The sequence below is a fragment of the Pseudomonas danubii genome (assembly GCF_042980055.1).
GTDB classification, from domain to species: Bacteria; Pseudomonadota; Gammaproteobacteria; order Pseudomonadales; family Pseudomonadaceae; genus Aquipseudomonas; species Aquipseudomonas danubii.
In genome coordinates, this window is sequence record NZ_CP116502.1 from 4,292,448 (window position 1) to 4,304,778 (window position 12,331).

The 12,331-nt window shown below is 62.6% G+C and carries 8 protein-coding genes; 4 read left to right on the top strand and 4 right to left on the bottom strand.

The window, feature by feature from the left end; all coding sequences use genetic code 11:
* Positions 1-462: 462 nt before the first annotated feature.
* Genes PFZ56_RS19885 through mexE form a run of 3 tightly spaced genes read right to left on the bottom strand, consistent with a single transcriptional unit; the run spans position 463 to position 6,323 of the window.
* Positions 463-1,884: an efflux transporter outer membrane subunit gene (locus tag PFZ56_RS19885; RefSeq protein WP_110651572.1), complete on the bottom strand. Its 1,422-nt coding sequence runs from the start codon at positions 1,882-1,884 to the stop codon at positions 463-465.
* Positions 1,881-5,060: an efflux RND transporter permease subunit gene (locus tag PFZ56_RS19890; protein ID WP_102879591.1), complete on the bottom strand. Its 3,180-nt coding sequence runs from the start codon at positions 5,058-5,060 to the stop codon at positions 1,881-1,883. Before PFZ56_RS19890 ends, PFZ56_RS19885 begins: the two co-directional genes overlap by 4 nt.
* 15 nt (positions 5,061-5,075) lie before the next feature.
* Complete coding sequence (gene mexE / locus PFZ56_RS19895) at positions 5,076-6,323, bottom strand: multidrug efflux RND transporter periplasmic adaptor subunit MexE (protein ID WP_110595588.1); 1,248 nt, start codon at positions 6,321-6,323, stop codon at positions 5,076-5,078.
* 428 nt (positions 6,324-6,751) lie between these two features.
* On the opposite strand from mexE, the gene PFZ56_RS19900 reads away from it, so the two are divergent.
* The 4 genes from PFZ56_RS19900 to PFZ56_RS19915 all read left to right on the top strand — a co-directional run bounded on the left by PFZ56_RS19900 (position 6,752) and on the right by PFZ56_RS19915 (position 11,212).
* Positions 6,752-8,041: an MFS transporter gene (locus PFZ56_RS19900; RefSeq protein ID WP_170002424.1), complete on the top strand. Its 1,290-nt coding sequence runs from the start codon at positions 6,752-6,754 to the stop codon at positions 8,039-8,041.
* 13 nt (positions 8,042-8,054) lie between these two features.
* Positions 8,055-9,530, top strand: coding sequence for a glycoside hydrolase family 32 protein (locus PFZ56_RS19905; protein WP_170002422.1), 1,476 nt, complete (start codon positions 8,055-8,057; stop codon positions 9,528-9,530).
* 101 nt (positions 9,531-9,631) lie between these two features.
* Complete coding sequence (locus PFZ56_RS19910) at positions 9,632-10,630, top strand: LacI family DNA-binding transcriptional regulator (protein WP_102879587.1); 999 nt, start codon at positions 9,632-9,634, stop codon at positions 10,628-10,630.
* 210 nt (positions 10,631-10,840) lie between these two features.
* A complete protein-coding gene (locus PFZ56_RS19915; RefSeq protein ID WP_102865173.1) occupies positions 10,841-11,212 on the top strand; it encodes a DUF4156 domain-containing protein in 372 nt (123 codons plus the stop codon).
* Positions 11,213-11,422: 210 nt separating this feature from the next.
* Here the strand turns inward: PFZ56_RS19915 and PFZ56_RS19920 are convergent, their stop codons facing one another.
* Positions 11,423-12,316 carry a LysR substrate-binding domain-containing protein gene (locus PFZ56_RS19920; RefSeq protein ID WP_170002420.1) on the bottom strand — a complete coding sequence of 298 codons (894 nt, stop codon included), beginning with the start codon at positions 12,314-12,316 and terminating at the stop codon, positions 11,423-11,425.
* Positions 12,317-12,331 lie beyond the last annotated feature (15 nt).

The window sequence follows — 12,331 nt, forward strand, 5'->3', positions numbered from 1 at the left end:
AGGGCGCTGTAGGGCTGTCCAATCGCAACGATCGACCGAATGATCGATTGTCTCTATCGGCCGCCGGCCCTTGCCTGACGATTGCCCGCGGAGCCTTGAGCGGCCTTGCGATCCTGGCGTCCCTTCGGGCCGTTCGCAGCCTGCGGCAGCGGCTACAGGGAGCTGTGTAGCCGCTGTCGAGCCTTCGGCGAGGCTGCGAAAAGGTCCGCAGGACCTTGCTTGACGATTGCCGACCGAACCTTCAGTGGCCTTGCGATCCTGGCGTCCCTTCGGGCCGTTCGCAGCCTGCGGCAGCGGCTACAGGGAGTTGTGTAGCCGCTGTCGAGCCTTCGGCGAGGCTGCGCGAAGGTCCGCAGGACCTTGCTTGGCGATGTCGTGGCAAAAAAATGCCCCGCGACCGAATGATCCACGGGGCAAAAAATTGGTTGGTTGCGGCCAACCAAAGGAGCTCGTTGCAAATCCTTACTGGCTGGCCACCGTCTCCGGCTGCCAGCCACCGCCCAGGGCCTTGTAGATGGCGACAATGCCGCGGTACAGGTCGACTTCGGCCTGGGCCTGGGCATCTTCGGCCGCCAGCCGTTCACGCTGGGCGTCCAGCAGCACCAGGAAGTCCACGGTGCCTTCGCGGTAGCGGATCTCGGCCAGGTCCGCGGCGGCACGGCTGGACTCGCTCTGACGAATCAAGGAGATCAGCCGTTGCTGGCGCTTGCCGTAGTCGCTGAAGGCGTTTTCCGATTCTTCCAGGGCCAGCAGCACTTGCTGCTCGTAGCTGGCCAGGGCGCCATCGGCATTGGCGTCGGCACCCCGCAGGCGGGCCCGTACGCTGCCCAGGTCAAAGGCGGCCCAGGTGATGCTTGGGCCCAGGGCCCAGGCACTGGCCGCCGAGGAGCCGATCTGTGAACCGCGTCCGGCGGTGAAGCCGAGGAAACCGCTGAGGCTGACCCGTGGAAACAGGTCGGCCTTGGCCACGCCAATCCGTGCGGTGGCCGCCGCCAGCTGGCGTTCGGCGCTGAGGATATCTGGACGGCGTTGCAGCAGCTCGCCCGGGTCGCCTATCGGCAGGGCCTTGGCAATCGCCGGCAGCTGCGCCGGCGACAGGTCGACGCTGAGCTGGTCCGGACGCTCACCCAGCAGGGTGGCGATGCGGTTGCGCTGGCGGGTCTGCTCGGCCTGCAGTTGCGGCACGCTGGCTTCCACCGAAGCCAGGCGGGCATCGGCGCGGACCACGTCGAGCTGGTCGCCGACCCCGGCGTCGCGCAGGCTTTCGGTGATCTTGCGCGAGGCCTGCTGGTTGTCCAGGTTGGCCAGGGCGATCTTTTCCCGCAGTTGTGCGCCGCGCAGTTGGCCGTAGGCGTCCACCAGCTCGGCGATCATGGTCACTTGCAGCTGATACAGGTCGGCCTCGGCGGCTTGCTGGTCAGCGTCGGTGGCTTCCAGGTTGCGCTGGATGCGGCCAAACAGGTCCAGCTCCCAGGCCATGTCCAGGCCCAGGTCGTAGCGCTCGCTCTTGACCCGCTTGGTGGTCTGCCCCGGAATCTGCCCCTTGGCTTGGTCGCTGCTGGCGCGGCTGGTGATGGTGGGCATGGCGTCATTGCTGGCGTCATCGCGAATTGCCCGGGCGGCCCGCAGGCGGGCGAACGCTACCCGCAGTTCACGGTTGCCCTGCAACGATTTGCTCACCAGCTGGTTGAGGGTCGGGTCATCGAACTGTTGCCACCAGATGCCTTCGAAGCGTGCGCGGTCGAAGTTCTTCTGGCCCGCAGCGCCATCGGTGGCGGCGCTGATGTGCGCCGCCTCGGTGGTTGGGCTTTGGTAGTCCGGACCGACGGCGCAGGCACCGAGGGCCAGCACCAGCAGGCTCGGCAGGAAGACTTTGGCACTCATTGTTGCGTCTCCAGTTGCAGGGCGCGGGCGGCTTTGCGGGCCTCGCTGCGCTCCACATAATTGCGGATCAGGACATAGAACACTGGGGTCAGCAGCAGGCCGAAGAAGGTCACCCCGAGCATCCCGGAGAACACTGCGACGCCCATGGCGTGACGCATTTCCGCACCGGCGCCGCTGGAGATCACCAGGGGCACCACGCCCATGATGAAGGCGAAGGAGGTCATCAGGATCGGCCGCAGACGCAGGCGGCAGGCTTCCAGGACCGCCGCCAGCGGATCGAGGCCTTCCTCTTGCTTGTCCTTGGCGAACTCGACGATCAGGATCGCGTTCTTGCAGGCCAGGCCCACCAGTACGATCAGGCCGATCTGGGTGAAGATGTTGTTGTCGCCACCGGAGATGATCACCCCGGTAATCGCCGACAGCAGGGTCATCGGCACGATCAGGATCACCGCCAGCGGCAGGCTCCAGCTCTCGTATTGCGCGGCCAGTACCAGGAAGGCCAGCAGCACGCAGAGCGGGAAGACGAACAGGGCGGTGTTACCGGCCAGGATCTGCTGGTAGGTCAGCTCGGTCCATTCGTAGGTCATGCCGTTGGGCAGTTCTTCCTTGAGCAGTTTCTCGATCGCCGCTTCCGCTTGCCCGGAGCTGTATCCCGGGGCGGCCGCGCCGTTGATTTCCGCGGTAACGAAGCCGTTGTAGTGCATCACGCGGTCGGGACCGGCGGTGTCGCTGACCTTGATGAAGGTCGCCAGGGGGATCATCTCGCCCTTGTTGTTGCGCACTTTCAGCTGGCCGATCTGCTCGGGTTCGAGACGGAACTGCTGCTCGGCCTGGACGTTGACCTGATAGGTGCGGCCAAAGCGGTTGAAGTCGTTGGCATACAGCGAACCCAGGTAGATCTGCAGGGTGTCGAAGATGTCGGAAATCGCCACGCCGTGGGTCTTGGCCTTTTCCCGGTCGATGGCCGCGTCCACCTGAGGCACGTTGACCTGGTAGCTGGTGAACAGTCCAGCCAGTTCCGGCACGCTGCGGCTCTTGGTGATGACGTTCTGCACTTCTTTATACAGCTCGTCGTAACCCAGCCCGCTGCGGTCTTCCACTTGCAGGCGGAAGCCACCAATGGTCCCCAGGCCCTGTACCGGCGGCGGTGGGAAGATCGCCATGTAGGCGTCCTGGATATCGGCGTACTTGCCGTTCAGGGCACCGGCGATGGCACCGGCGGACATGCTCGGGTCCTTGCGCTCATCGAAGGGCTTCAAGGTGACAAAGACGATGCCGTTGTTCGGGCTGTTGGTGAAGCCGTTGATCGACAGGCCGGGGAAGGCCACCGCGCTTTCCACGCCGGGCTGCTTGAGGGCGATGTCGGACATGCGCTTGATCACGTCTTCGGTGCGGTCCAGGCTCGCGGCGTCCGGCAGTTGGGCGAAGGCCACCAGGTACTGCTTGTCCTGGGCCGGAACGAAACCGGTCGGGGTGTGGGCGAAGCCGAACCAGGTCAGCACCATCAGGCCGGCATAGAGGAACAGGGCGATGCCGCTGCCGCGGATGACCCGGCGCACGGTGCCGACGTAACCATGGCTGGCACGATCGAAGAAGCGGTTGAACGGCTTGAACAGCCAGCCCCCCAGCAGCTTGTCGAGGATCTTCGAGAAGCGGTCCTTGGGTGCATGGTGTTCCTTGAGCAATACCGCGGCCAGGGCCGGCGACAGGGTCAGGGAGTTGAAGGCCGAGATCACCGTGGAAATCGCGATGGTCAGGGCGAATTGCTTGTAGAACTGCCCGGTCAGGCCACTGATGAAGGCCGCCGGTACGAACACTGCGCACAGCACCAGGGCGGTGGCGATGATCGGGCCGGTCACTTCGCGCATGGCGCGCTGGGTGGCCTCCACCGGGTTCAGCCCCAGGCCGATGTTCCGTTCGACGTTCTCCACCACCACGATGGCGTCGTCCACCACGATACCGATGGCCAGCACCAGGCCGAACAGCGACAGGGCATTGAGGGAGAAGCCGAACAGGTGCATCACCGCGAAGGTGCCGATCAGCGACACCGGTACGGCCACCAGCGGGATGATCGAGGCGCGCCAGGTCTGCAGGAACAGGATCACCACCAGCACCACCAGGATCAGCGCTTCGAACAGGGTGTGCACCACCGCTTCGATGGAGCCGCGGACGAAGATGGTCGGGTCGTAGACGATGCTGAAGTCCATGCCCTGCGGGAAGCTCTGCTTGAGTTCGGCCATCTTGGCCCGCACTTCGTTGGAGATCTCGATGGCGTTGGAGCCCGGGCGCTGGAAGATCGGGATCGCCACCGCAGGCTGGTTGTTGAGCAGGGAACGCAGGGCGTACTGGCTCGACCCCAGTTCGATGCGGGCGATGTCTTTCAGGCGAGTGATCTCACCGTCTTCGCCTGAGCGAATGATGATGTTCTCGAACTCTTCCTCGGTGACCAGTCGGCCCTGGGTGTTGACCGACAGCTGGAAGCTGGTGGCGCTGGGCGCAGGCGGTGCGCCCAGGGCACCGGCGGCGACCTGACGGTTCTGTTCACGGATCGCAGTGACCACGTCGGTGGCGGTCAGGTTGCGCGAAGCGGTCTTGTTCGGATCGAGCCAGACCCGCAGCGAGTAGTCGCCCATGCCGAACAGCTGTACATCCCCCACGCCGCCCAGGCGCGCCAGCTCATCCTTGATGTTGAGCAGGGCGTAGTTGGACAGGTAGAGCATGTCGTAGCGTTTGTCCGGCGAGGTCAGGTGGACCACCATGGTCAGGTCCGGAGAGGCCTTGTCCACGGTGATACCGATGCGCGTCACTTCTTCCGGCAGCTTGGGCTGGGTGCGGGTCACACGGTTCTGCACCTGCACCTGGGCGTTGTCCAGGTCGGTGCCCAGGGCGAAGGTGATGGTCAGGGTGATCTTGCCGTCGGCGGTGGATTGCGAGGACATGTAGAGCATGTTCTCGACCCCGGTGATGGCTTGTTCCAGAGGCGCGGCCACGGTTTCACCGATGACTTTCGGGTTGGCCCCGGGGAAGTTGGCGCGCACCACCACGGTGGGCGGCACCACTTCCGGGTATTCGCTGATGGGCAGCTGGAACAGCGAGATGGCGCCGGCGATCAGGATCAGCAGCGACAGCACCGCGGCGAAGATCGGCCTTGAAATGAAGAACTGGGAAAAATTCATCTTGAGAGTCGTCCCTTAACCGCGCGGTGTCGCAGCGGCGAGTTTCACAGCCGGAGCCGCCTTGGCAGGGGTGACCTGCGGCAGGTTGCTGGCTTCCAGTGCTTGGCGTTGTTGGGCCAGGGCGGCGAGGGTTTCCTGGCTGGCCATGGGGATCACTTCAGGTGTGACCGGGGCACCGGGACGTGCCCGCTGCAAGCCCTTGACGATGATGGTGTCGTCCTTGCTCAGCCCGTTGCGCACGATGCGCAGGCCCTCGATCTTCGGCCCCAGTTCCACGGCGCGGTAGGCCGGCTTGTTGTCGGCGTCCATCACCAGCACGAACTTCTTGCCCAGGTCGGTGCCCACGGCTTCGTCATTGATCAGCATCGCCGAGTAGGTGCCGCTGCCCACCAGTTTCAGGCGCGCATACAGGCCCGGGGTGTAGCTGCCGTCACGGTTGTCGAACACGGCGCGGCCGCGGATGGTGCCGGTCTTGGGGTTGACCTGGTTGTCGACGAAGTTCATCTGGCCCAGGTGCGGGTGGCCTTCTTCATTGGACAGGCCCAGGTACACCGGGGTGGTCTGGCCGCGCTGACCCTGGCGGGCGAGTTGGGTGTACTTGAGGTACACACGTTCGTCGGCGTCGAAGTAGGCGTAGACCTTGTCGGTGGACACCAGGCTGGTGAGCGGGGTGACATCGGCGGTCACCAGGTTGCCGGCGGTGATCTGTGCGCGGCTGACGCGACCGCTGATGGGGGCCACCACCCGGGTAAAGCTCAGGTTGAGCTTGGCCAGGTCCAGTTGAGCCTGGATCGCATCGACTCCGGCCCGGGCTTCCTGGGCGGCGCTGCTGCGGGTGTCGGCCAGCTCGGCGGAAATCGCGTTGCTGGTCAGCAGGCGCTGGCCGCGCTGGGCTTCGTTGGCACTGCGGGTGGCGGTGGCCCGGGCTTGTTGCAGCTGGGCTTCGAGGCGGCGGACTTCAGCCTGGAAGGGGCGCGGGTCGATCTGGAACAGCAGGTCGCCTTTCTTCACCAGGGCGCCTTCGGTGAACGCCACCTGATCGATCTGGCCCGAGACCCGTGGCCGGATTTCCACGGTTTCCGGGGCTTCCAGGCGTCCGGTGAACTCATCCCATTCGTTGACCGGCTGCTCCAGCACCTTGGCCACACTGACCTTGGCAGCGGGCGGGGCGGAGGCGGTTTCCGGGGCTTTGCCGCAGGCACTCATGACCAGAACGGCGAGGGCGGCTAAGGGGTAACGCAAGAGTTTGACTGACTGGTCCATGGTTCATCCGCCAAGGTAATTTGAGATGGGCGGATGATGCTCGGCAGGGTGGTATCTCACGAATCGAATGAAGCGAAGGTAACTATCATTCGGAATGATATAAGCCCCAAGCGAGCCCTCTAGCCTGCACCTTTCGTTAGGGTGCTATCAATCCCCTGGTATGCAATTGATTGTTGCCGCATACGCAACATTGCCCGCCGGAGCAGGGGGCAGCTGTCGGCGAACAGGCCCTCCTGTCTTTGTATTCGGGCATTGCAGAGATTGTTTGAACGGCTCGCAGGCGCCTGTCGCGCAGGGACCTTCTGCGGGTCATGCGGGGCGTGTTGAGCGCTTTTTGCAGATGACTCCACTTGACAGCGAAGGGTTTGAAGACGCGTAATATGTCGCAATGTTAACGTTAACCTAGATAAGAACAAGAGGGTCGTCACATGCAGCTTGCCGCCAAACGCGAGTACTGGCTTATCAGTGGTTTATTGTTTTTCTTCTTCTTTTCGTGGTCATCCAGCTATTCGCTGTTCTCTATCTGGCTGCATCGAGTCATTGGCTTGAATGGCACGGAAACCGGGTTCATTTTCGCCGCCAACGCCATTGCGGCGTTGCTGGTTCAGCCCTTCTACGGCGCTCTTCAAGACCGCCTCGGGCTGTCCAAAAAGCTGTTGGTATGGATTGGCATCTTGCTCTGCGCTGCGGCCCCGTTTGCCATTTATGTCTACGCCGGCCTGTTGGCGCAGAACGTGGTGCTCGGCGCCTTGGTCGGTGCGGCGTTTCTGGCGCTGGCGATGCTGGCAGGCGTGGGGGTAATCGAGTCCTACACCGAGCGTTTGTCACGTCATGCGGGGTTCGAGTTTGGAACCACCCGAATGTGGGGATCGTTGGGCTGGGCCAGCGCAACCGGCGTGGTCGGCGTGGTGTTCAACATTGATCCTGACATTGCTTTCTACATGAGCAGCGCCGCCGGCGTCGTGTTCCTGCTGATCCTGTCCCGCCTGGACCTTGACCGTTTGAACCAGCCGGCTGCCCAGGCGGGCACCATTGCCCACCCCGTGCGCCTGAACGATCTCTGGAAGTTGCTGACACTCCCGCGATTCTGGGCTTTCAGCCTGTACCTGACGGGGGTGTGCGGGATCTACATGATCTACGAGCAACAGTTTCCGGTGTATTTCTCCTCGTTTTTCCCGACCCCGGAGGAGGGCACCCGCGCCTATGGCTACCTGAACTCGTCTCAGGTGCTGGTCGAGGCAGTCTTGATGCTGTTTGCACCCTGGGTGGTCAGCCGCACAGGCGCCAAATACGGGCTGATCCTGGCCGGCAGCATCATGTTTGTACGCATCCTTGGCTCCGGAATGGCAACGCAGGCCTGGGCTATCGCCGCCTGCAAGATGCTGCACGCCTTGGAAGTGCCCATCTTGCTGGTCTCGATATTCAAATACATTTCGCTGAACTTCGACTCTCGGCTGTCCGCCTCGATCTACCTGGTGGGATTCCAGTTCGCCCAGCAATTGACCGCCATGCTGCTATCGCCGCTGGTGGGCTACGGCTACGACCATTTCGGTTTCTCCAGCGTCTACGTGCTGATGGCAGGCCTGGTCGGCGTTTGCCTGTTGCTGTCATGGACCTTGTTGCGCAAGGACCCCGTGCGCGGCGCCGCTCAAGACCGGTCTGGCGATTCGCCGGAGCTGCCTGCCATCGCTCAATCTGCCCTTCGTTATGAACCCTAGACAGGAACCGGCCATGCACGCTGCACTGTTAGAGCAAGCGCATCGCGCTATCGAAAAAAAGCTGCCCGAGCGGGAGGATGACTATCGCCTGGCCTATCACCTTGCGCCGCCGGCAGGATGGATGAATGACCCGAACGGCCTGGTGTTTTTTCGCGGTGAGTACCATGTGTTCTACCAACATCATCCCTATTCGGCTAAGTGGGGGCCGATGCACTGGGGGCATGCCAAGAGCCGCGACCTGGTGCACTGGGAGCATCTGCCCATCGCGCTGGCGCCTGGCGACGCCGATGACCGCGATGGCTGCTTTTCAGGATCTGCGGTGGTCGCGGACGACAGGCTGTACCTGATCTACACCGGGCATACCTGGCTGGGTGCGCCGGGTGATGAGCGGCACATTCGTCAGGTCCAGTGCCTGGCCAGCAGCATCGATGGCGTTTCGTTCAGCAAGCACGGGGCGGTGATCGATACGGCGCCTGAGCCGAGCATCATGCATTTTCGCGATCCCAAGGTGTGGCGGCGAGCAGGGCAGTGGTGGATGGCCCTGGGCGCTCGCCAAGGCGACGACCCGCTGCTCCTGCTCTATCGCTCCGACGATCTGCATCACTGGAAGTACCTCAGGTGCGCGCTGCAGGGGCGACGCGAGTCGGACGGCTACATGTGGGAGTGTCCGGACCTGTTCGAACTCGATGGCAACGATGTGTTTCTCTATTCGCCTCAAGGCCTGAGGCCCAGCGGTTATGACAACTGGAACAAGTTCCAGAACAGCTATCGGATGGGCCTGCTGGACGACCGTGGATACTTCAGCGAGTGCGGTGAGTCGCGTGAACTGGATCATGGTCACGATTTTTATGCGGCGCAGACCCTGCTGGCGCCGGACGGACGCCGCCTGTTGTGGGCCTGGATGGACATGTGGGAGAGCCCGATGCCGAGTCAGGCGCAGCACTGGTGTGGTGCGCTGTCGCTGCCTCGTGAGCTGAGCCGTAATGGCGAGCGGCTGCGCATGCGGCCGGCCCGCGAGCTGAAGGCGCTACGCCAGTCGCAACGGACACTGGCGATCGGCGTGGTCGAATCCGGCTATTGCCTGCTCGATGAGCGAGGGACGTTACTGGAGTTCGAACTGTCCCTGGACCTGGCTGGCAGCACTGCTGAGCGCTTTGGGCTGGCGCTGCGTTGCAGTGAGGATCAGCAAGAGCGGACCCTGGTGTATTTCGATGCGATGGCGCGCCGCCTGGTGCTGGACAGGCAACACTCGGGAGTGGGGGTGAGCGGTGCGCGCAGCGTGCCGATAGCCAAGGGACAAACGCGGATAGATTTGCGGATTTTCCTTGATCGTTCGTCTATCGAGGTGTTTGTCGATGACGGCGCTTATAGCTTGAGCAGCCGGATCTATCCTCGTCCGGACAGCCAGGCGGTCATGGCGTTTGCGGTCAATGGCAGCGCTGGGTTTGGCGATGCGTCGGTCTGGCACCTGGCCGATCTGCGCCTCTGATCCTGGTAATCGGCCATGGGCGCGCGACGTCTGGCGATGTGTTGTCATGCTTTTGCCAAGCATGACATGATGCCCGGCCATACAAGCATTGGCACCTGCGAATGGCCTCAGTTAAAGATGTCGCGCACCTCGCAGGGGTTTCCTTGATGACGGTGTCCAGGGCGCTCAATACCCCGGAAAAAGTCAATCAGGAAACCCTGGCGAAAGTCCTGCAAGCGGTTGAGACCCTGGGTTATGTCCCCAGTCTTTCTGCCCGACAGATCCGCGGCGGCGCTTCCCGTAGCAAAACCATTGGCGTCTTCGCGCTGGATACCGCCACCACGCCCTTCGCCGTGGAAATGCTCCTGTCCATGGAGCGCACCGCCCGGGAACACGGCTGGAATGTCTTCATCCTCAACGTGTTCGAAGTGCCGCCGAGCCAGCAGACCATCGACTTGATGCTGTCCCACCAGCCTGACGGAATCATCTTCAGCGCCATGCAGCTGCGGACCATCGAGATCCCCCCGGCGTTGCGCAGCCTGCCGCTGGTGCTGAGCAATTGCATGAGCCTGGAGTCCGGGGTGGCCTGTTATGTGCCTGACGATGCCGACGGCCAGTATCAGGCTGTGCGGCATGCGCTCAAGCGTGGCTACCGCCGTCCGTTGTGCATCAACCTGCCACAAGCCAGCCTGGCCTGGGAGCAGCGCCAGCTTGGATTGTGTCGAGCCCTCACTGAGGCTGGAATATCCGTGGCCGATGTTCCTCAATACAGCCTGTCCCAGGATGACGCCTATCAGGAAACGATCGCCGCGCTGGAGACGCAATTGCAAGCGTCGCAAGGAGCGCCAGCGTTCGATCTTCTTATCTGTGGTAACGACCGCATCGCTTTGCTGGCTTACCAGTACTTGCTAAGTCGCGGTCTGCGTATTCCGCAGGACGTGGCGGTTCTGGGGTACGACAACATGATCGGTGTTGCCGAGCTGTTCTATCCGCCGCTCAGTACCGTGCAGTTGCCGTATTACGAGATGGGGCGGCGTTCTGCTCAATACCTCATCGAGCGCTGGGAACAGCCGACGATTCACAGGGTTGCGTGCCCGCTGGTGGAACGCGAATCCTGCTGAACGGCATGGCTGACAGGACAATGCGCGCACCCGGTGGGTGCTCATGATCCTGGTGCTGGCGAATCGTCGGCCGGCCTTTACATTTTTTGACTGCAGATTCACTGATTAATACAACTCCGGCTTCAGCAAAGTTTGATACTGCGTGCTCTACCGCCCCGAAGGATTCTCCGCTCGGGGTATCGCTCCAAATGCACGAAAGGAATCATCCGGATGTATCTCTCTCATAGGCTCACGGGGATCGGTCTGTGTGCCGCGTTGTTTGTCCTGGCAGGTTGCGCGCCCACTTCAATAGCCGGACCCGGGGCCAACAATGTGCGCATCACCCACAACGAACCGGGACGTGAATGCCAGTTTCTTGGTGATGTCACCGGCAGTCAGGGCGACTTTTTATTGGGCAGTATCACGGGTAACGCCAATCTCGAAACCGGCGCCCGCAACGACCTGAAAAACAAGGCCGCGGCGCTGGGGGGCAATCGGGTTTACCTGCTCACTCAGCGCGCAGGGCAGACCGGTTCGGACAATCGTCTGGAGCAAACCAACGTGACGCTTTCGGGCAATGTCTATCGCTGTCCCGAGTCCTGAGCCGGCGGCCTGCCGCTGAGCGCTGAACAGCTTTGCCCTGTCAATGGCCGAGCTGTCAGCGCTATGGATGTCGGCATCGGCTCGGGAGCGGTCAGCGCCGGGATCTGCGTCCGCTGCTGCCAATGATCATGCGCTGGTGATGTGTTGAACGGAGCGCTCGGCCATTTCTGCTGCCGAGCCCGCAGCAGGATGATGCTTGCAGCGGGCGCCTCAGGAGGGGAGGGACAGCAACCAGGCGCTGAAGGTCTTGAACGCCGGAAAGTGCTGGTAGCGCGCGGCGCAGGTCAGGTAATAGTTGCGGCCGCTTTCCATGGGGTCGAACAGCTTGACCACGGCTCCAGACTCGATTTCCTCCTGCACCAGGATATCGGGAACCAGCCCGATACCTATGCCTGCGGTCACCGCCTGGATCAGGTGGGCCGTGAGCTCGAAGCTGGGGCCCGTGCGCATTTTCTGGTGATCCAGGTTGTTGAAGTCGAACCAATCAGACCAGCCGTTGGGGCGAGACACCACATTGAGCAGCAAATGATGGGGGAGCTCGTCCAGCGATAGCTCGGGGTTGCCTGCCAGGGCCTTGGGGCTGGCGATGACGATCAGTTTTTCTCGCAGCAGCAGGTGCGACACGTAGCCCGGCCAGTCCCCTTTCCCCGCGCAGATGATGGCCTGCATGTCGCCCACGCTGGAGGGGTTGTCGGCGTGAATGATCCTTGAATGGATATGCACCAGGTTCCTGGGATGACGGGCATAGAACTCATGCATTTTTGGCAGCAGCCATTTTGAGCCGAACGTCGGAAGCACCGCCAGGTTCAACGGGCCATCTTCTTCCTTGAAGGCAATGGTCTGCAGGGTGGCGCTGCGAATGCGCCCCAATGCGGCGCTGAGCTCATGCTGGTACAGGGCGCCGGCGGCGGTGAGTTCGATTTTTCTGCCCTCGCGCTTGAACAGCGAGATCTCCAGCTGCGATTCCAGGGCCTGCACTTGCCGGCTGACCGCGCTTTGGGTCAGGGCCAGTTCGTCCGCGGCTTTGGTGAAGCTGCAATGGCGGGCGGCGGCCTCGAAGGCGACCAGCAGGGACATTGAAGGGGTCAGTCGGCGTGGGTTCATTCATAAAGCTCATGC

Coding starts and splice junctions, on each gene's coding strand:
- PFZ56_RS19885 (WP_110651572.1), bottom strand. CDS start 1,884: ATGAGTGCCAAAGTCTTCCTGCCGAGCCTGCTGGTGCTGGCCCTCGGT.
- PFZ56_RS19900 (WP_170002424.1), top strand. CDS start 6,752: ATGCAGCTTGCCGCCAAACGCGAGTACTGGCTTATCAGTGGTTTATTG.
- PFZ56_RS19905 (WP_170002422.1), top strand. CDS start 8,055: ATGCACGCTGCACTGTTAGAGCAAGCGCATCGCGCTATCGAAAAAAAG.
- PFZ56_RS19890 (WP_102879591.1), bottom strand. CDS start 5,060: ATGAATTTTTCCCAGTTCTTCATTTCAAGGCCGATCTTCGCCGCGGTG.
- PFZ56_RS19910 (WP_102879587.1), top strand. CDS start 9,632: ATGGCCTCAGTTAAAGATGTCGCGCACCTCGCAGGGGTTTCCTTGATG.
- PFZ56_RS19915 (WP_102865173.1), top strand. CDS start 10,841: ATGTATCTCTCTCATAGGCTCACGGGGATCGGTCTGTGTGCCGCGTTG.
- PFZ56_RS19920 (WP_170002420.1), bottom strand. CDS start 12,316: ATGAACCCACGCCGACTGACCCCTTCAATGTCCCTGCTGGTCGCCTTC.
- mexE (WP_110595588.1), bottom strand. CDS start 6,323: ATGGACCAGTCAGTCAAACTCTTGCGTTACCCCTTAGCCGCCCTCGCC.